Here is an 18,706-nt window from a genome sequence, read left to right as displayed (position 1 = left end):
CATTTTATCATCCGAAAAATCTAAGCCATCGACAAGTACCCCTGTGCCGAAAGTAGCTTGTTCCACCTCTGCAAAATAATCTTCAGGATTTTTATTTAACACCATTTTGCCGACCGGATACCATGGGAATTGATCGTTTGGCCAAAGCTTTGTATCATCCAATGGATCAAAATCAAGCTCAGGATGGGGGCCGTCCTCCATAATTTGCACATGTAGCTCCCATTCAGGATATTCCCCACGTTCAATCGCGTCATACAAATCCTGTGTGGCATGATTGAAATTCTTCTTTTGAATTTCTTCTGCTTCCTTTTGTGTTAAATTTTTAATACCTTGAAGCGGTTCCCAATGGTATTTAACGAGTACTGCTTTCCCCTCATTATTAACCCACTTATACGTATTAACGCCAGAGCCTTGCATCATCCGATAGTTAGCTGGAATGCCCCAAGGGGAGTACACAAAAGTGACCATATGGAATGTTTCTGGCGAGCTCGCACAAAAATCAAAGAAACGTTCAACATTCTGTATATTCGTAATAGGATCAGGCTTAAAAGCATGAATCATGTCTGGAAATTTAATGGCATCGCGAATGAAGAAAATCTTTAAATTATTGCCTACCAAATCCCAGTTTCCATCCTCTGTATAAAACTTAACCGCAAAGCCTCGAGGGTCACGTAATGTTTCGGGGGAGTGTCCACCATGTATAACGGTTGAGAAACGTACAAAGACAGGTGTTTTCTTCCCTTTTTCCTGAAAGACTTTGGCACGTGTATATTTAGAAATCGGATCGTCACCAACAACACCATACGTTTCAAAATAGCCATGTGCCCCTGCACCACGAGCATGGACAACTCGCTCTGGAACTCTTTCTCGGTCAAAGTGACTCAGTTTCTCTAGAAAATCATAATTTTCGAGAGTTGCTGGACCACGATTACCGATTGTTCTTAGGTTTTGGTTGTTTGTAATCGGATGACCCTGTCGATTTGTCAATGTTGTATCTTGCTCATGGGTTGAATCATTTTGCTTTGTCATAGTATGACCCCTTTCCTATAGATACTTCCATTTTGTCCTTGAATGGGGCAAACTAGACATTAAAAATCTAAGCCTATTTTGTGAGGAATAAAAAAGCTCTCCTTACATAAATGTAGGAGAGCTTCGGATGGCGTTTTCAAACGGAATCAAGTTGTTTTGAGTATGGCTTTTGCCTATGGTTGGTCATTAGTCATCGGTCATACAGTAACAGGTCACTTGGAATTGGTTTAAACTAAGTTAGCAGAAAAAGCTAATTTGAAAACAGCACATCCAACCTCGGTTTGGAGTCTCACCGACCCCATAAATCTATTGTATACAGTTTCAAGTGATATGAAAAGCCTTGATTAATCAGCATTCTTTAAAAATCATATTTCATGCAATGGCATTCATTTTCAACAAATGGCATTCATTTTGGCATTCAAGAGAAGTTAAAAATTCATGTAAGATGCAAACTTTTGAGCAGCCTCATCTTTAGCCTTTTCAGTGACATGTGTGTAGATGTTCATAGTAGTTTGAATATCACTGTGGCCTAATCGTTCTTGCACTTCTTTAAGGCTTGCACCAGCTTCAAATAACAAACTACAATGAGTGTGCCGCAAACCATGTGTAGTAATTTTTTTAAGGCTATATTTTTCTTGAATACGAATCATCCATTTTCTAGTCATGGCCGGCTGCAAATATTTATTGTCTTCATTACTGAAAACTAGTTGATTAGGTTTAAGTGTATTAATACCTAACTTTAGATAATCTTGTTTTTGAAGCTTGTTCCATTCTTCTAAGATGTCCAATGTAATTTTGTCCATTTTTAGAGTGCGGATAGAATTTTTTGTTTTTGGTGTTTGAACAAAAAGTCTATTATTTTCACCACTTGATAGAGTTTTATTAATTCTAATTTCTTTGGACGTAAAATTAATGTCATTCCAGGTTAGGGCAAGAGCTTCACCTTTTCTCATACCACTGAAAGCTAATAATCTGAATAGAGCATAGTGTTTAAAGTTACCTTCTTGTTTCAGATATTTTAAAAATTGTACAAGCTGCTCTTTGGTATAGAAATTTTCCTGTTCGTCTTCTTGCGGTGGGTCAATATTTACTGGCATTGTAACGTTCTTCATAACGTTATTTGCTATAATTCCTAATGTAACAGCATGATCTAACACTTTTGAAGCGTATGCCCTAATAGAACGGTATTTTTTTAAAGTAGAGAACCATTCATTAACATGTTTTTGACATACTTGGACATTAATTTTATCGATCTTATATTCGCCAAAAAGTGGTAAAATGTGTAGTTTGAATATCTCTTTGGTTTTTACAAAAGTACTTTCTTTCACTGTGAGCCTGTACTTATCAATCCACAGGTTATACACATCTTGATAAGTATCTAATGTTTGTTTACGGAAAGCCCCTTGTTCTATTTCGAGCTGTAATCGAGATATAGCAAGTTGGGCTTCTTTTTTTGTTTTAAATCCTCTTCTGGTTGTTTTGATTGATTTACCAGTTAAGGGATCAATGCCAACATAAAGTTGGAATTTATAATACTTTTGTCCATCCTTTTGGTAACTCTGTATTGTAGCCATTCATATTCCTCCTAGACGCTTGTGGGGGCAAGGTATAAGAGTCTTTTGTTAATCTTGGTTCTTTTGGACATCAAATGTTAGTTTTAAAATTTGAAGTGCTTTTTCCTTTTCTTGATTACTTAGTTTTCTACCATCTAAATATATTTCTTGAGCAATTGTAAACAAATTCTCCAATTCAATTTCATTTTCAGCCTTACCAGCAAATTCTTCAATCATATTTTGGATTTGAGTTGCTTCTTCATAATCTAATGCGCTTTCAATCATCATATGGATAGATTCAATATCTCTTTTTAATTGTTCTGATTGCATCTTTTTATACTCAAACATCTTTTCAGCTTCTTGCATATTTTCAAGATTCTTTTGCAGTTTATTCAAAATCTCACTTGCTTCTTTTTTATTGTCGCAAAGAGATAGGTCATTTTTTAGTTTATTAAATTCTTTAGTAAGGTTTTCAAAATGTTTGAGATGAGATGGTAATTCTTGAGTTAATTGTTCTAAAACCTGTCTTCTTTCATTACTACGTTGTATTAACTCTTCACTATCTTCTTCTTTCATATATCCAGCTATTTTCATCAATTGATAATAATTCAATCCTAATCCCGCTGATATTTTTTCGACTATTTTTATGGATGGTTTTTTTCCATTTTCAATTTGGGATAGATATGGTTGAGATACCCCTGTCATACGATGTAAGTCATTAGTGCTTAAGCTTCTTTCTCTTCTATAGTTTTTTAAGAATTCACCAAATGGGTTTTTTTCACTCATTATCCTCTCTCCTTTAAACATTATTCTATTGTTTTCTTATTGAAAATACAATGAAAATCCAAACGTTTTACAAAAAACTATTGAATAGTTATTGAAAAACTATTGAATTTATTTTTATATTAGGTTATATTTCAATTAGTTATTGAAAATCAATTGAAAAAAGGAGGGCTTGTAATTGATTAAATATTATCCAAAAAAAACTGCGATATTAGTAGCGATGGCTAAAAATGGACTTAATCAACGTTCATTAAGTTCGGCTTCTGGACTAAATGCATCGACAATCTCAAATTTTTTAAATGAAAAGCATTCTCCTTCACCAAATAGTGCTAGAAAAATTGCTGATGCCTTAGATGTAAATATTGATGAAATTTTTGAAATTAGAGTATATAAATCTTTTAAAAGAAGGAGTGTGAAATCGAATGCGAATTGAATTTGATCCTATTCCTAACTTAGAGAAACAAATAGAAAAAGTAGTTATATCTGCTACAGAAAAAGCAGTAGAAAAAACTCATATTCGTTTAGCAACCAAAGAGTGGATGTCCATTCAAGAAGCTTGTGAATACATTGGAGTTAGTTTTAACACATTTTCAAAATTTAGAACAATGGGATTGCCTGTAGCTGAAATAGATAAAGTAAAGCGTGTTAGTAAAAAACAGATTGATTTATTTTTACAAAAAAATAGTTTCTAAAAAATACGCTGCGGGGGCAAGTGTAAATTTAGCGAAAACAACAATGTCGTAGCAACAAGGTGGTGAGAAAGTGGCAATAAAAGAAAAAATAATAATGACTGAAGAAAAAATACCTGAAGAATTAAAAGAACTTAAGCAATGGTGTTGCTTTAAGCTGCAACCACGTGAAAATAAAATTACGAAAATTCCAGTGAGTGCTTATGATGGCTCACCAGCAAAGAGTAACGATGAAAATACTTGGTCAGATTTCGAAACAGCAATAGAGGCTATTGAAAAATTCAATTTAGATGGATTAGGTTTTTTCTTCAAATCACCTTATTTCGGAATTGATATTGATGGTGTGAAAGAAGATATTGAAAGATTTCACAATGACGATCATGACAATAACATTGTTTCAGAATTCATCGATATGATGTGCAGTTATAGTGAAGTTTCTGTTAGTGGTAATGGTATCCACATTATTGCAAAAGGAGAATTGCCAGAAGGTGCTCGTAGACGTGGAAACATTGAAATGTACGATAGTGGTCGATTTTTTTGTATGACTGGTAATCAAATCGGGAGATACACCCGTGTGGAGGAAGATGAGTTTAACAAGATTAATTATCTCCACAATAAATATCTGTATAAACCGAAAGTAACAGACAGTCGAAATAAAATGAATATAAATTGTGGTACGAGTTTCACCGAGGACGAGCTTATAAACATTGCTTTAAAAAGTAAAGTCGGGGGCCGTTTTCAAGTTTTTATGGATGGTGGATGGGAGCAATTCTACAATTCGCACTCTGAAGCAGATATGGCTTTTACAAACGATTTAGCCTTCTGGACGAATTGTGATTACGCAATGATGGATAGTATTTTCCGTCGTTCATCTTTAATGCGTGACAAATGGGATAGGGAACAGAATTCCTCTACATATGGGGATGAGACATTACAAAAAGCGATAGCAGATTGTACAAAAACATTTAATCCGGAGCCAAAAGAAGATAACTTTCAAACCATTCTTAATGAAAATAATTCGTTTGTATTTCCAAAAGGTTATATTTCTAAAAATGGCTGTTTGTATAATATCGTCGAAAAGAAAAATCGTAACGGTGAAATTGAAGAGCAAGAAGTATTAATATGCCGTCAAACACCAATAATTACACGCTCATTTATGAATGTGGAGCATCCACAGTTGTATTATGAGCTAGCTTGGTCAGATAAGGGCAAAGTTTATAAAGAGGTTTTACCAGCTGGGGATCTTGCAATAAAAAAAGAACTACTAAAACTTTCGTATAAATCACTAGCAGTAACTGATAACAATGCAAAGAATCTTATCACATATTTTGATAGATTATGCATGGTAAATAATTTGGACCATGAATATTTAGTCGAAAGGTTAGGTCATATCAAAGACACTTTTGTACATCCGTTAGAAGGTGATGGCGTAAAAATCCTACCACCTGATATTGGTGAAAGACAAATACTTGATGCATTCCAAACGTCAGGAACAAGTGAAGAATGGCTAGAAAACGTATTTAAACCTATTAAAAAGCACCCTAAAGCCTTGTTAATGATATTGGCATCATTCACATCTGTCTTACTTCAAGATTTAAAAATGAAACCATTCATTGTTGATTTATCAGGGGTAACTTCTCAGGGGAAGACAACCGTATTAAGGGCTTGCGCAAGTGTATGGGGGTCAGAACATTTAGTTTCAGAGTGGTCTTTGACAAAAGTTGCAGCAGAGAGAAAAGCCGCGTTTTTGAATAGCTTTCCAATTATTTTAGACGATACAAGAAAAGCAGATGAAAAACAGTTACAAAGTTTTGTTTATGCCTTCTCAGGAGGTAGATCCAGAGGGCGTGGTTCTGTGAGTGGTTCCCAGCGTGAATATACATGGGGAAATCTACTTTTATCTACTGGCGAAGACTCACTTAATGCATACGCTGAACGTGCTGGTGGTGTGGCAGCAAGGATTTTACCTATTACAGGATTACCATTTCAGGGAGAAAATTATCAGTTTTTCACTGATTTATACAATGCGATAGATAAATATTATGGTTCGATTGGGTTAGAGTTTTTGAATCATTGGAGAGAAAAGAAAAATTTCTTGCTTCCAAACTTTGCAGAGTATAACGAAATATTTCAAAAGAAATCACAGGGTAACGAAGTTATAGGGAGAATAGCTAGATATTACGCTGCAATAGTTTTTACAGGACGCTTATTGAATGAGTTTTTTGGTTTAGAAATCGATTTACTGGAGCTTTATCGTTTGTTTGATGAATTAAATGCTGAAAATAAAGCGGTGGATAAACCTATGCAACTTTTAGAAGCAATACTATCTGATTTAGACTCTGATAGAGGCGCAATTTTTAATAACTATTTCGAACCTAGAAGTGGTATTAAAGCAATATATAAGAACGATTCATTACATTTGTTGCCTGCATATTTAAAAGAGTTTTTAAAATCAGAAGAAAAGACGATTCGGAGTGAATGGTTGCGTAGGGAAATAACAGTTCCCCAGATTAGCAAAGGAAAAACAGTTGATTATAAACAAGTCAAGCATAAAGGTAGAAATTTCAGTGGTGTACCTATCCAGCAGAAAATTGTAGAGGAATTAGGGTTTGATTTTTCGGAGGAAATTCACACTTAACTAAAAAAGGTAGGAAAAGGTAGGTAGATATCTAATTATATTCAAAACTTCCCTACCTTCTCAAACCTAGTAATATCAACAGATTGTTTGTATAGGTAGGAAAGGTAGGAAAAGTAGGAAGTAATTATATATATCGCATAAGAATAACGTTTAACTTATTATGCTTCGATATAATGATAACTTTTATTTATAACCTATTTTTCTTCTTACTTATCTTACTTTTCCTACCATGCCATTTGAAGCCTTGATACATAAGGTTTTTGTCGGTAGGAAATAAGGGAGGAAACTTAAGAAAGTAGGAAGTATAAAAAGAGGATAACTCGCGGAAGTCCAAATAAATAATCAGGGAGCAAACATAATGGTGAAAAAAAATATCGTAATTTTAAAAGAAACAACTTATCAAAAGCCAACTGGAATATATGGAGTAATCGAGAAGTGTGTAATCTGTAAAGATAAACATATTCATGCTGCAGAAGAAGGTAACGTCGTTGCTCATTGTATTAATTTACCTAGACCAACAACATATGAGCTGGTGATTGATCGGAATAATAAAGAAAACCTACGATTGGCCAAAAAATACGGCATTCCATTGAACTAAATGTGGAGGTACAAGTTCATGAGATTAGAAAAGTATGAAATAGAAGTAATAGAAAACTATTGGATAGACATTGAAGAAATTAAAAAGCGCGTGAAATATCGTGAATATGAAGTTTTGCAATCTGGTGAAAATCCTGCTGAAAATGCTTTTATAGACAGACATACAACAATAATTAATGGAATTGAGCAACTTTATAGTGAACTAGACGAAGATTTAAAAACTATTGTTGATATGCGCTACTGGAATCCAAGTGGTATTTCTGAAGACTGGTTAATCATTGCAGATCGTTTGTATATGTCTAAGAGTCAGGTGTTAAAGAAACGTAAATGGTTGATTGAAAAAACTGCTGAACGTATTTACTGGGTTTAGTTGAAAGGAGGGTGTGCTGCATGAATCAAACTACAATTTCAGAAGCATTCGGTGAACAATTGGCCCTCATTACAGCTGACACACCTTATGCGATTGAAAGTGATTCAGATACTTTTATTTCCGAACTAGAACATAAAGTTAGGAAGTCCATGTATTCACTGTGGATGGATGCCAATGCAAACAAGCTAGCAAACTATTTAGAGAAGAAACAAGCAGCACACTTTGCCCAGCTGTACGAATTTAGTTATGGCATACCTTCTTATGATAACGATGATCCTTTTTCTAGTAGGACAGATGCACTTGCTTTAATGATTATCGATGAAAAGGCTGCATATAAGAAACGAATAAACCGCATTAGGCTTCAATACAAGCGTTTCAATGAGATATGTGAATCATTAAGTGTGGAAGATAAAGAGCTGTTTATAAGTTATTTTGAGCATTCTCAAAAGGTAGATTATGAGAGTTTAAGGAATGCTGTTATTAAAAATCTCACATTAATTAATGAACGTTATTGGCGTGATGAGCAATTATCAGAGGAACAAACAAAACAAATTAGTGAAACTATCGGAGGGCCAGCTCAACAAATTGTGTTGAGGCCTGATATGGCAAAAAGAAGTAGACGTCAAAATAAGATGCGTAGTTTGTTTACACAAGGGAGGTAAGGGAATGACAAGATCATTCGGACTGTATAATCCAGGTACCAATCTAAGAATGATACAAGATGCTTATAAAATCATGGATTATATTGAACGTTTAGAAAGTATCGAGCATGACGAGGGAAGTAGTCTAGAGAGAAGACAAACTGCTGCAAAAGAGAAGTCGTTTCAAGTGAAAGATCTAGAAGAATTGAAATCATACATGAGAAATAGTAAACATGATTTCACTAAATTGGTTTATTACAAATACATTGAAGGTTATTCATTGGAAGAAGTGGCTCAAGTGTTAGGCCATAGTTACAGTAATATAGCTAAAATACATGCTTCTTTTACCGAATATATGAAGAATCCTAAGGAAGAACAAATTGTAAAACCTTTTGCTAATTCCGAAGAATTCAATGAATACCTGGAACAACTAAGGGAGTTCATAAACCCTAAATATGAAACATGTTGTACTCATTGTGGATGTACTACAATAATCCCACATGAGCAAGCAAGAAAAATATTTGCTAATGAATCTAAAAGAGAAAGAGTAAAAACAGGAAGATAGGAAGGGGAAACAATATGAAAGAACTACGATGCACAAAATGTGGAAAGCTATTACTTAAAGCTGCTAAAGAATATGAAGCAAGTGTTTCTCAATGTGACTTAGAAGTACAATGCACACGATCAAGCTGTAAAGCAATTAATCATTACAAAGTTAAATAACCTAAGAGACTCTAGAAGTCCATGACTACACAGCAATGTGTTAGTTGTGGACTTTTTATTTTATTGAAAGGGGTGATTGAAATGTAAAAAGTGATATAAGCCCCCCGCCTTTCAGGGTCCAACTTTTCCTGAAAATCGGGCAACGGTGATGGGGTGTACTGTCCAAATTTTCCTTTCCTTTTTACGCGCGTGAGGGGGGAGGGGTATAAACAACGAAAGGTGAGAAATGAATGAAAAAAGTAGAATTAGTTGATTCAAGTGAATTTTTACAAGAAACCGAAAAAGCCATTAATGTGACGTATAACCATGTTGAAAAATTAAGACGATCTGCAAGTCCACAAGATAAGTTAAATATCTTAAAAAGGTTATTACCAGAAGTAAAAGATTATGCACAATTTCAAGAATTAAGTAAGGAACGAGAACTTCTAGAATTTGAAATTAGACATGAAAATCAAATGTCTATAATTCCAACTGAACATAAAAGCAAAATTATAAGCAATTGTGAAATTGAAGTTGGCATTTTGGATAACAAGTTAAATGAGTATTACAAAATTCTTGATACTTTAATTAGGGAGATGGAAACGTCTTTAGTTCCTTTGCTTACTAATATTTATCGATTAGAAAAAAGAAAAGATCTCGCTCGTAGTCTAAATAAATATGTTGAAGGAATTTATTATCGAGTTCCCCCAACAATGCGTATTGAAATGATGTACGGTTTTGATAGTTCAGGAATTTTATCATCAATTGCAACTGAACGTCTATCAATTATTAAGAAATTTATTGAAGATGTGAAAAAGGAGAAATAATATATGAATTTTATCGAGCAATATTATAAAGAAATTAACAAGATAGAAAAGAACGAACCAATTGGATTTTATCCTTTCAGAACTATTCCAAAAAGCCAAAAAGCAAAATTGAAATTTGCAAAGGTTATTAAGATAGAAGTAAAAGATGCGATGCCTACTTTTTTTAGTAGGCTGCTAAATCGAAGTGAATCAGATTCTACAATAACGAAGTATTTAACAAAAGAAAATTTACAAAAATCACGTTTTTATGGAAAAGCAGAAATGATTTATAGTGACTCTTCGCTATCTGAAAAAGAGTACATCCGAAGTAATATTGCAAAAAACTTAAGTAACGAATTTGGTTTGAAGTACGAAATTGACTTTGAAGTAATTATTGAAGATTTTGTAATGTATCCAGAAGAAAAGGAATTTGGATTTGAGGATATTGTTGATTTACGATAGCTGGAATTTTAAAAGTAACTATGCGTCAGTCAAATGATTGGCGCTATTTTTAAAGAAAGTAGGTTGAAAAATGCGATTCACAATAGAGATTGATGGTAAAGAAACTCCAATGTGCGCTAGCCCAATGACAAAAAGAATTTATAGAAAAAACTTTCATGGGGATTTAATAACTAATATCGGAATCTATTCAACAGATTACAAGAATGATTTATTTCATAACGAAAAGCTTTCACAAATAATTTGGAGTTTTGCTAAAACTGCTAACCCTACTCTACCTAAATATAATGATTGGGTTGATAGTTGTACCACTATACCAGTAAAAGGCATCTTTTTAGAAATACAAGAAAAATTGAAAGGAGATGATTTCTATGGCGAATAATCGTATTAAGGGGATTACGATTTCCATCGATGGTGACACAACTGGTTTAGAAGGAGCATTAAAAGATGTTAATAAGCAAGCTGGTAATTTACAAAGCGAATTAAAAGACGTTGAACGATTATTAAAATTGGATCCTGGTAACGCGCAACTAGTTGCCCAAAAGATGGAGCTCTTGCAACAAACAGTACAAAATACTGAAGAAAAGTTAACTGCATTACGAGCTGCTCAATCGCAAGTAGATGCACAGTTTCAACGTGGTGATATTGGAGCCGAGCAGTATAGGGCATTCCAAAGAGAGCTAGCATTAACTGAAGCTCAATTTAGAAATTATAGTAATCAACTTAGCACAGTTCAGATGGACCACGAAAGGCTTTCTAGAAGCCAACAAGAATTGGGTACCTTTTTTAGAGCAACAGGTACTGATGTAAACCAATTTTCTGATGCACTTGGTAATCGACTAACCAATGCAATTCGAAATGGTACAGCTTCAGCAGATCAAATAAACCGTGCCTTGCAAATTATGGGCCGTCATACCCTAGGGGCAAGTGCAGATATCGAGCAAATGCGTAATGCACTGCGTCAAGTTGATTCTAGGGGATTAACAAATGTTAGTTTAGAGTTATCAAGAATAGCTGAAGCTGCTGATGAAGCAGGGGACGAAGTTAACGGATTTGGTAACAAATTAAGTGGTGTCGTTGCTGGACTAGCTGCTGGAGGAGGTATAGCAGGCGTTGTACAACAAGCTTTGGATGTATCAAACTTAGACACTAAAATTGATATAACCCTTGATGTACCAGAAGAAAGTCGTCAAGCAGTACGTCAATCTGTTATGGAAACAGTAGCAGTAATTGGTGATGAGGAAACCGCACTTGAAGCAGTACGTAGGCAATGGGCTTTGAATAAGGATGCTTCTGATGAAACTAATGCTGCTGTTATCAAAGGTGCTAGCATGGTTGCTATGGCTTACAGTGATATAGATATGACTGAATTAATTCAAGAAACAAATGAATTATCTAAAATACTAGGTGTAAGTGATAAGGAAGCATTAGCATTAACTAATTCATTATTAAAGGCAGGTTTTCCACCAGATCAGTTAGATATCATTACTGAATACGGAAACCAATTAATTCGTGCTGGATATAGTGCAGAAGAAGTTCGAGGAATCATGGCAGCAGGTGTGGATACTGGCACTTGGAATATCGATATACTTTTAGATGGTTTAAAAGAAGGCCGAATCGTTATGGCTGAATTTGGTGTAGAAGTTGATAAAGTTACTGCTGAAATGCTTCAAGGCACTTCAATGAATGCTAAACAAGTTAAAGCATGGGGGCAAGCAGTAGCAGGCGGTGGAGAAGAAGGCAAAAAAGCCATGGAAGCAATGGCTCAAGAATTGATGAAAGTTGAAGATGCTACAAAACGAAATGAATTAGGGGTGAAATTTTTTGGTACTCTCTGGGAAGAGAATGGAGAAAATATCACTAATACATTGCTAAATATGGGTGACCATGTTGTGTCAGTTGATGATATGGTTAAGGTTTTTAATGATGATATTGCAAAAATGGATGATGATCCTGCCAAAAAAATAGCAGTAGCAATGGGGAGTATTAAAAAAGCATTAGATCCTGTTTTTAAAGTTATAGCAGATTTAGTCGCTAAAATGGCTGAATGGGTGACAAACAATGCATCTTTATTTGCAGCAATCACATCAATAGTTACTGTGATAGGTATTTTAGTAGGTGCATTCGCAGCATTAATGCCAGCAATTGGTGGACTCGTAACTGCATGGCCCGCATTAGCAGCTGCAGTAGGAGCAATCGTATCGCCAATAGGTTTGGTTGTCGCCGCCATTGCTGGGATAGGCATTGCTTTAGTGGCTGCTTATCAAAGCTCAGAAACATTTAGAGAAAATGTTAATACTGTTTTTCAAGCTATAAAGGATATAGCCGTCACAGTCTTTGAGTCCGTTGCTTCCTTTATTGGTGAAAAAATAGCACAGATAAAACAATTTTGGGACCAAAACGGCACTCAAATATTACAAGCTGTAGAGAACGTATTTAATGGTATTAAAGCTGTTATTGAGTTTGTAATGCCAGCTGTTAAGTTTGTTATTGAAACTGTGTGGAATGCCATTAAGCAAGTCATAGACGGTGCTTTAAATGTGATCATGGGTGCCATTAAAGTATTCAGTGGATTATTTACAGGCGACTTCAGTAAGATGTGGGAAGGCGTTAAACAAATATTTAAAGGGGCCATTGATCTTGTTGTTGGTTGGATGACACTATCATTCTTTGGAGGAATCAAAACGATTGTCACTAACCTTGCTAAAACAGGCGTTAGCTTATTAAAAGGCATGTGGGATGACATAGCTAAGTTCTTTACCTCAATGGGCTCAAAGGTGTCTTCCACAGTATCTAGCTTTTCTAAATCAGTGCTTAATTTCTTTAAAAATTTAGGAACAAATGCAAGTAGTACTATTTCAAATATGGTTACATCTGTTATCAATTTTGTGAAGAATTTGGCCACTAATTTCGTTAATACAATCTCTACAATGAAGAAGAATGTTGTTAATAAAATAACGGAAGTAAGAGACGGCATGGTTGAAAAAGTAAAAGCATTACCAGGCCAATTTATTTCAATTGGTAAGGACATCATTAATGGTCTTATAAAAGGTATATCAGACATGACTAAAAATGCAATCGAAGCTATTACTGGTGTAGTGGATGGCGTAGTAAATAAAGCTAAAAAAATGCTTGGTATCAATTCACCAGCTAAGGTGTTTATCCAATTTAAAGCTAAAAAAGTTGTACAAGCAGCAAAGCAATTTATTCCGAATCCTAATTTACCTAAAATAAAATTCGAACCAATTGGAGGGAAAGTATGACACTCATTTCTACTTTTGGAGATGGCCAATCAGTTTGTTTAATTAGTGGTGATACCAAACAGGTTTTTAAGCTATTTGGAAAGACTATTAAACTACCTGATATGGAAACTAAAATTCATCGTATATCTGATAACTTTATTGCTGCAGGCGGTGGTTTAAATGCCATTTACGAATATGTAATCGAGGAATTGAAAGGTTTAAATTCTAACAAAGTAACTGAAATTTGTATGCATCTAAATAGATTAGCTCATACAGTTCCTGATGAATTTGCTACAGTATTTAAAATACACAAAGACATATTCTTCACTGTTCAAATTATTGGATTTGATATTGAGTTAGGGAGTATGTATAGCATTACTTATAATGTGGATGATGGGGTGAATATGTCCGTGGTACCTTCATTCGGTATAGCGGGTAGTTTAATTGCTCCGAAGGATGTTTCAAAGGCATATGAACGATTAGGAGACGTTAATAGAGCGATTAGAAATAAAAACGATATTTCTACATTAATAGAGGATCTTATTAATTACTCAATGCACTTGCAGTATGAGCTAATGAAGGATTATCCAGATGATGTTTCAAACACTTATTGTTACCATGTATTAGCCTTAGTTAATGGAGAAGTTATGCATTTTGAAGGTAGGACAGAATTGCAAAATCAATAAATAAATTAAACTATTTGAGACTACTAAATTGGTAGTCTCTTTTTATGAGAACAACGTATCACCAATATAGGCAGCAGCATATAAAAACGTGATTCCTATAATTAGTGCAATAATTGATGCTACGAATTTGTTACGGAAAAATTTCATAATCTCACTCCTATTTCTCTATTGTGATTATTTATTATGCATCAAATTTCTTATAATGACAATACGTTCCATTTATCCTATGATATAGGTAGATGGGAGGTGTTGATTATGTCTCGTAATACTATTACTATTAATTACAATGATGATAACACTACAGTGTGTAAGTGTGGAGGTAAGCTTGTATATCAAAAAGAGTGGGATAAATTGTATGACAACTACGACAGAAATACGCCAGCAGGTTATTTAGTTGTCAATAGATTATACAATGAAGACGTACCTAAATACATTTGTGATTCTTGTAATGTAGAGGTTTTAGTCGTTTGTAAATAATAATGAAAATGAAGTCACATCTAACAAGGTGTGGCTTTTTTATCAAGAAGTAGTATAGCTGAAGTAGTGACAAGGTTGTATGAATTTGTAATAATTGTAATCGAATCATTGGTAATTTATAATAAAGAAAGCAATTATATGAAATGGGGAGGGAGATTGTTGATTAATAGAATAAATGTTAATGCGGTATTAAATCCGTTAGGCGAAGGAATAAGTCGACCTTCTTTAATTCTAGGAGACGATTTTAATAGATACGTTCTAAAGACTCAAAAGGTTTTTGAAGACAACAAAATGGTAACTTATGATTGTATGTTTTTAAATGAATTACTAGCTTATCAAATTGCATGTTACTTGGGTGTACCAATTCCAGAAGTGGCAATAGCGTATCTTAGTGGGAAGTTAATCGAAAAAGATCCTGCATTGACTTTTGTACATCGGTTTTATGAAGGTAATTTATTTGCAAGTATGGAATTAAAAGATACAGAAAATAATATGGTTGAAAATTATAGGGAAATGATACAAATGAAAAAGCCTTATATTACAAGATCATGGAATACCTTTTTTTCCAATATAACAAATGTTGATGACATTTCCAAGATACTTGCATTTGATTTACTTATTGCTAATTTTGACAGATACGGAAATACAGGTAACCTTCTCGTTTCTAACCATTCTAGTTCAAGAAGAATATATGCAATAGACCACGGACATGCTTTTTTTGGTCCAAAATGGGGAATAGAAAAGGTAAATGTCATGAGGAGCGTAGAAAATACATATCAGTATATTGATGGGTATATAAATATCGCTTTTGGAAATAATGTGAATCAAGGGTTGTTAGATGGACTTGGGCCTGTTTTTAATTCTTTGGAAGATAAAATTGATTTAACAAATGTAGTGGAACACAGCTTTAAAAATGTAGTAAACTTAATCGAAGATATATCAGAGTCTCTTCTGGATGAATGGTTTAAAGAAATACCAGACGAGTGGTTTGTAAAAGGGCAAAAAAGTCAACAAATAGCGTTCCATAAACAATTTATTTTAAATCAAAAAAATCTTGTTAGATTTATTATACAACGAATGGCTGAAAGAAATGCTTTTTCTAATTATCTAGGAGGTGAGTTGCAATGGAGGAAAGAAAAGAATGTTGGTATAGTATAGTTCGTTATTGTGCGGATGATTTAGCTGGCGAGATAGTGAATGTTGGAGTGGTTATGCATTCGTTTAACCAGACTATTGAAACGAAGTATCTTATACTTGACGAAAATTCTCCAAAGATAAAAGCTATAGCTAACTCCAATAGAGATGTTGCGTTATACAAATCATATAAGGATAAACTTGAGTATTATTTGAAAGAAAGTATACATGACCTTTTGGGAAATGTCGGGGAAATAGGTGTTGGCTCTCCTGTTGCTGAAGATTTTCTCGAAAAACTGTACGAGTATTACAAAAATCAAAAATTAACACTAACTAGACCAAGCTTTTCTCTAACTGCAGATTATGAAAAATTGTTTAATAAAGTTTTCGAAACATATATCGGTAGTAAATATCTACAAGTTAATGATAAACATGTAAGTGTTAAGAAGTATGTGAGAGAGGTCTTTGAAGAGCATGATTTACTTGGAACAAAGGTAATGTATGATTTTCCTATTTCACCCATAAAAGACTTAGGGGATCTATTAAAAATTAATGTGGATTTTGGTTATAAAAACGGTGTGTGGAATTATCTCCAAGCCGTTCCACAATTCTCTGGTCCAAGTAAAAACACAGAGTGGTTTGCTAAAATGAAATTAATGTTTGAAAATATAGAAGATGATGCAAGAATGCATTTATTATTTAAGTCTTCAGAGATATTGGATCATAGAGAATTTAATGAAGTTTTGGCATACTTAACAAAGATGGATAAAGAAAGAATCGTAAAATTGGATTTGGATGAAGAATCGAAAGTAATTGAACTTTGCAGAACTATCGAAAATGATGCACATGATATTGAAGAAATTCTTATATCGTAATTAAGAAATAAATTACGCTTGTTAAGCAAAATATCTATACTGATAAAAAACACTTTCAACTGCAAGATCAGTCGAGAGTGTTTTTCTTTTTATTCTGCTCATAAAATGGCAATGATAATAGAAAACAATTGGAGCGTGCCCATGAAACAATATTTAAAATTAGAGTTATTAGTAGAGATACCAGACGATTTAGAAATAGAATTAGTAAATCCATTACAAGCAGCGAAAAATATTATTGTGGATCCTGATAAAAAAATGACAATGTCTGTAGATGAATTGGCTGAAGAATTACAAATAAGCAACACAACGATTTATACTATGGTTCGTCGAAATGAAATCCCTCATAAAAAAGTGCGTGGCCGTATTTTGTTTCATAGAGCTACTATTGAAGAATGGCTAATGAATATCGAGTGACATGACTAAAGGACACCCGAATTATTGGGCGTCCTCTTTTTTATTTGGTGAGTATTCAAGTAAATCGGTGATATCACAATCCAGAGCTATACATAATGCATCTAAAGTATTTAAATCAATTCGAGTTACCTCATTCTTTTGTAAAGCATACAAAGTATTTTTGTTTAATCCACTTTTCTCCACTAATTGGGGTACTTTAATTTTTTTCTCAAACATAATTCTATCCAAAGTAATTTTTATCAAAACAATCCCTCCTGAACTAATTATACAATGAAGTTGGTATTTTTTCATAATTACTATTGACTAATTATTAACTACTATGTACAATGAAGTTAGTAAAAAGTACAAAGAAGTTAGTACGAATCTATTTTATGACCATCAATGGTTAGTCGGTGAATGGACTAGAAATAGCCGACATTTAGAAAGGGGTGAGGAAATGAGAGTTACAGCAAAGGAGTGGTGTACCATGTCAGACCACAATAAACAAATACTTTTAAATGCAGTAGCAAAAAAATAAAAACCGCAGAAGGGAATTGATAAATATGCAACAGCAAACACAACTTACATTAGAAAAAGTAGTGATAGATTATAGCAATAAGATTTATAGTTTATCAGCACAGATGACACAATTAGAGGTTTTACAAGGGGCAATTGCAAGATTGATGGATAGAATTGATGAGATCGTTCATAATGGTTGGAATAAAGATCGAGGGATGGCTTATCTTGCAATTGATGAAATACAAGATACAGTACGTTTAATTGATATGGGCTTTAATCCGTTGTTTAAAGAGATGTCAGAAGAGATTAAAACTCTAAATATTCATGCTGATGAATTAAATAAAATCGTATTAAAAAGCGAATCTGAACAGTCAGGTAAGGAAACTAATAAACTGGTTAAAAATAGTATGGAAGGTTGGAATGCCTTTGCAATGGAGGGGAATATAAAAACATTCATCAATGAAGTTGGTAGAGAGCCAGAGAGCTTTGAGGAAGTATTAACGTATATTGCTACTACTGTAAAAAAAGTTGTGGAAAAAGAAGAAGAAAATAAAAAAGCCGATGCGCTAACATCGACTCAAGAAATACAAACTAATTAATATTTTAACACATAAATGGGGATTGCACAAAATTGTGCAGTCCTATTTAAATTTACAAAAGGACAAATTGAACTTTCGCTTCAACCATACGCAATTTCCGTATTGCACACAAATCCCAAAATTTTCGAAGAGGCGCAAGTCGTCTATTTGACGATTCGCTAAATATGAATTAGAAAGGTGAGCTGAAAAACCAGCAGACCTATAAGGGCCTGTTCAAAATGAGCAACCTTTATCAAATTGTGGATGGTCAAACCAAAAATTGATGGTCCTAATAAATCAGCTTTACGACATTTATATCTGAAAGTACAGGTGGACGTCCTCAACAAATGAGGAATCGTAAATTTTGACGAGTCCACAAATTTATGGATGACTGCTCAAAATTGAGCAGAAGTAATTGGTGGCTGAATTTTGAGCCGCGAGTTACTATGGTCTAAAATTCGACAGTGATTTAGATACTCACAAATTTGTGAAAATCTCATGACTCAAAAATGAACTGTCCTATTTCACTGTCCGA

22 protein-coding genes are annotated in these 18,706 nt (G+C 33.9%); 18 read left to right on the top strand and 4 right to left on the bottom strand.

Features of this window, described 5'->3' with window-relative positions:
• The 3 genes from RT445_RS10690 to RT445_RS10680 form a co-directional block, all read right to left on the bottom strand.
• On the bottom strand, positions 1-1,029 hold a 1,029-nt coding region (locus RT445_RS10690), incomplete at its 3' end, for a catalase (RefSeq protein WP_313470565.1).
• Between the two features lie 428 nt (positions 1,030-1,457).
• The gene (locus RT445_RS10685; protein WP_313470564.1) at positions 1,458-2,603 is read right to left on the bottom strand and encodes a site-specific integrase; all 1,146 of its coding nucleotides are present in this window, start codon (positions 2,601-2,603) and stop codon (positions 1,458-1,460) included.
• A gap of 48 nt (positions 2,604-2,651) precedes the next feature.
• A complete protein-coding gene (locus tag RT445_RS10680; RefSeq protein ID WP_313470563.1) occupies positions 2,652-3,368 on the bottom strand; it encodes a helix-turn-helix domain-containing protein in 717 nt (238 codons plus the stop codon).
• 175 nt (positions 3,369-3,543) lie between these two features.
• On the opposite strand from RT445_RS10680, the gene RT445_RS10675 reads away from it, so the two are divergent.
• The 17 genes from RT445_RS10675 to RT445_RS10595 all read left to right on the top strand — a co-directional run bounded on the left by RT445_RS10675 (position 3,544) and on the right by RT445_RS10595 (position 17,095).
• Positions 3,544-3,798: a helix-turn-helix domain-containing protein gene (locus tag RT445_RS10675; RefSeq protein ID WP_313470562.1), complete on the top strand. Its 255-nt coding sequence runs from the start codon at positions 3,544-3,546 to the stop codon at positions 3,796-3,798.
• Positions 3,788-4,057 carry a DNA-binding protein gene (locus RT445_RS10670; RefSeq protein WP_313470560.1) on the top strand — a complete coding sequence of 90 codons (270 nt, stop codon included), beginning with the start codon at positions 3,788-3,790 and terminating at the stop codon, positions 4,055-4,057. The genes RT445_RS10675 and RT445_RS10670 overlap by 11 nt, the downstream gene beginning before the upstream one ends.
• A 70-nt stretch (positions 4,058-4,127) precedes the next feature.
• Entirely contained in the window at positions 4,128-6,692 is a 2,565-nt protein-coding gene (locus RT445_RS10665) for a phage NrS-1 polymerase family protein (protein WP_313470558.1), read from the top strand.
• 358 nt (positions 6,693-7,050) lie between these two features.
• Positions 7,051-7,290, top strand: a complete 240-nt coding sequence (locus RT445_RS10660; RefSeq protein WP_313470557.1) for a hypothetical protein — start codon at positions 7,051-7,053, stop codon at positions 7,288-7,290.
• Positions 7,291-7,308: 18 nt separating this feature from the next.
• The gene (locus RT445_RS10655) at positions 7,309-7,659 is read left to right on the top strand and encodes a hypothetical protein (RefSeq protein ID WP_313470556.1); all 351 of its coding nucleotides are present in this window, start codon (positions 7,309-7,311) and stop codon (positions 7,657-7,659) included.
• A 20-nt stretch (positions 7,660-7,679) separates the two neighbouring features.
• Positions 7,680-8,321 carry a hypothetical protein gene (locus RT445_RS10650; protein ID WP_313470555.1) on the top strand — a complete coding sequence of 214 codons (642 nt, stop codon included), beginning with the start codon at positions 7,680-7,682 and terminating at the stop codon, positions 8,319-8,321.
• A 4-nt stretch (positions 8,322-8,325) separates the two neighbouring features.
• Complete coding sequence (locus tag RT445_RS10645) at positions 8,326-8,865, top strand: hypothetical protein (protein ID WP_313470554.1); 540 nt, start codon at positions 8,326-8,328, stop codon at positions 8,863-8,865.
• A gap of 14 nt (positions 8,866-8,879) precedes the next feature.
• A complete protein-coding gene (locus RT445_RS10640; RefSeq protein ID WP_313470553.1) occupies positions 8,880-9,023 on the top strand; it encodes a hypothetical protein in 144 nt (47 codons plus the stop codon).
• Positions 9,024-9,253: 230 nt separating this feature from the next.
• Positions 9,254-9,829, top strand: a complete 576-nt coding sequence (locus RT445_RS10635) for a hypothetical protein (RefSeq protein ID WP_313470552.1) — start codon at positions 9,254-9,256, stop codon at positions 9,827-9,829.
• Positions 9,830-9,832: 3 nt separating this feature from the next.
• Positions 9,833-10,270: a hypothetical protein gene (locus tag RT445_RS10630; RefSeq protein ID WP_313470551.1), complete on the top strand. Its 438-nt coding sequence runs from the start codon at positions 9,833-9,835 to the stop codon at positions 10,268-10,270.
• A gap of 70 nt (positions 10,271-10,340) precedes the next feature.
• Positions 10,341-10,649 (top strand): hypothetical protein, encoded by a 309-nt coding sequence (locus RT445_RS10625; RefSeq protein ID WP_313470550.1) that lies wholly within the window; start codon positions 10,341-10,343, stop codon positions 10,647-10,649.
• Complete coding sequence (locus RT445_RS10620; protein WP_313470548.1) at positions 10,639-13,530, top strand: DUF2207 domain-containing protein; 2,892 nt, start codon at positions 10,639-10,641, stop codon at positions 13,528-13,530. Before RT445_RS10625 ends, RT445_RS10620 begins: the two co-directional genes overlap by 11 nt.
• On the top strand, positions 13,527-14,195 hold the full coding sequence (locus tag RT445_RS10615; protein WP_313470546.1) for a hypothetical protein: 669 nt from the start codon (positions 13,527-13,529) through the stop codon (positions 14,193-14,195). Before RT445_RS10620 ends, RT445_RS10615 begins: the two co-directional genes overlap by 4 nt.
• 255 nt (positions 14,196-14,450) lie before the next feature.
• Entirely contained in the window at positions 14,451-14,672 is a 222-nt protein-coding gene (locus RT445_RS10610) for a hypothetical protein (protein WP_313470544.1), read from the top strand.
• 159 nt (positions 14,673-14,831) lie between these two features.
• Positions 14,832-15,830: a HipA family kinase gene (locus RT445_RS10605; RefSeq protein WP_313470543.1), complete on the top strand. Its 999-nt coding sequence runs from the start codon at positions 14,832-14,834 to the stop codon at positions 15,828-15,830.
• Positions 15,797-16,681, top strand: a complete 885-nt coding sequence (locus RT445_RS10600; protein WP_313470542.1) for a DUF3037 domain-containing protein — start codon at positions 15,797-15,799, stop codon at positions 16,679-16,681. Before RT445_RS10605 ends, RT445_RS10600 begins: the two co-directional genes overlap by 34 nt.
• 141 nt (positions 16,682-16,822) lie before the next feature.
• Positions 16,823-17,095, top strand: a complete 273-nt coding sequence (locus RT445_RS10595; RefSeq protein ID WP_313470541.1) for a helix-turn-helix domain-containing protein — start codon at positions 16,823-16,825, stop codon at positions 17,093-17,095.
• A gap of 21 nt (positions 17,096-17,116) precedes the next feature.
• Here RT445_RS10595 and RT445_RS10590 read toward each other — a convergent pair whose 3' ends face one another.
• A complete protein-coding gene (locus RT445_RS10590; protein ID WP_243432702.1) occupies positions 17,117-17,338 on the bottom strand; it encodes a helix-turn-helix domain-containing protein in 222 nt (73 codons plus the stop codon).
• A 299-nt stretch (positions 17,339-17,637) separates the two neighbouring features.
• On the opposite strand from RT445_RS10590, the gene RT445_RS10585 reads away from it, so the two are divergent.
• The gene (locus tag RT445_RS10585; RefSeq protein ID WP_313470540.1) at positions 17,638-18,192 is read left to right on the top strand and encodes a hypothetical protein; all 555 of its coding nucleotides are present in this window, start codon (positions 17,638-17,640) and stop codon (positions 18,190-18,192) included.
• The last annotated feature ends 514 nt before the right edge of the window (positions 18,193-18,706 follow it).

Source organism: Lysinibacillus sp. (assembly GCF_032093475.1).
GTDB lineage: Bacteria > Bacillota > Bacilli > Bacillales_A > Planococcaceae > Lysinibacillus > Lysinibacillus irui.
Note: the sequence above shows the minus strand (reverse complement) of the source record. Positions and strands in the feature narration are given on the sequence as shown.

Excerpts from the sequence above, each read along its gene's own strand:
- RT445_RS10650 (WP_313470555.1), top strand. The coding sequence starts at position 7,680 with ATGAATCAAACTACAATTTCAGAAGCATTCGGTGAACAATTGGCCCTC.
- RT445_RS10620 (WP_313470548.1), top strand. The coding sequence starts at position 10,639 with ATGGCGAATAATCGTATTAAGGGGATTACGATTTCCATCGATGGTGAC.
- RT445_RS10610 (WP_313470544.1), top strand. The coding sequence starts at position 14,451 with ATGTCTCGTAATACTATTACTATTAATTACAATGATGATAACACTACA.
- RT445_RS10680 (WP_313470563.1), bottom strand. The coding sequence starts at position 3,368 with ATGAGTGAAAAAAACCCATTTGGTGAATTCTTAAAAAACTATAGAAGA.
- RT445_RS10625 (WP_313470550.1), top strand. The coding sequence starts at position 10,341 with ATGCGATTCACAATAGAGATTGATGGTAAAGAAACTCCAATGTGCGCT.
- RT445_RS10635 (WP_313470552.1), top strand. The coding sequence starts at position 9,254 with ATGAAAAAAGTAGAATTAGTTGATTCAAGTGAATTTTTACAAGAAACC.
- RT445_RS10685 (WP_313470564.1), bottom strand. The coding sequence starts at position 2,603 with ATGGCTACAATACAGAGTTACCAAAAGGATGGACAAAAGTATTATAAA.
- RT445_RS10655 (WP_313470556.1), top strand. The coding sequence starts at position 7,309 with ATGAGATTAGAAAAGTATGAAATAGAAGTAATAGAAAACTATTGGATA.
- RT445_RS10640 (WP_313470553.1), top strand. The coding sequence starts at position 8,880 with ATGAAAGAACTACGATGCACAAAATGTGGAAAGCTATTACTTAAAGCT.
- RT445_RS10660 (WP_313470557.1), top strand. The coding sequence starts at position 7,051 with ATGGTGAAAAAAAATATCGTAATTTTAAAAGAAACAACTTATCAAAAG.
- RT445_RS10585 (WP_313470540.1), top strand. The coding sequence starts at position 17,638 with ATGCAACAGCAAACACAACTTACATTAGAAAAAGTAGTGATAGATTAT.
- RT445_RS10630 (WP_313470551.1), top strand. The coding sequence starts at position 9,833 with ATGAATTTTATCGAGCAATATTATAAAGAAATTAACAAGATAGAAAAG.
- RT445_RS10645 (WP_313470554.1), top strand. The coding sequence starts at position 8,326 with ATGACAAGATCATTCGGACTGTATAATCCAGGTACCAATCTAAGAATG.
- RT445_RS10595 (WP_313470541.1), top strand. The coding sequence starts at position 16,823 with ATGAAACAATATTTAAAATTAGAGTTATTAGTAGAGATACCAGACGAT.
- RT445_RS10600 (WP_313470542.1), top strand. The coding sequence starts at position 15,797 with ATGGAGGAAAGAAAAGAATGTTGGTATAGTATAGTTCGTTATTGTGCG.
- RT445_RS10615 (WP_313470546.1), top strand. The coding sequence starts at position 13,527 with ATGACACTCATTTCTACTTTTGGAGATGGCCAATCAGTTTGTTTAATT.
- RT445_RS10670 (WP_313470560.1), top strand. The coding sequence starts at position 3,788 with ATGCGAATTGAATTTGATCCTATTCCTAACTTAGAGAAACAAATAGAA.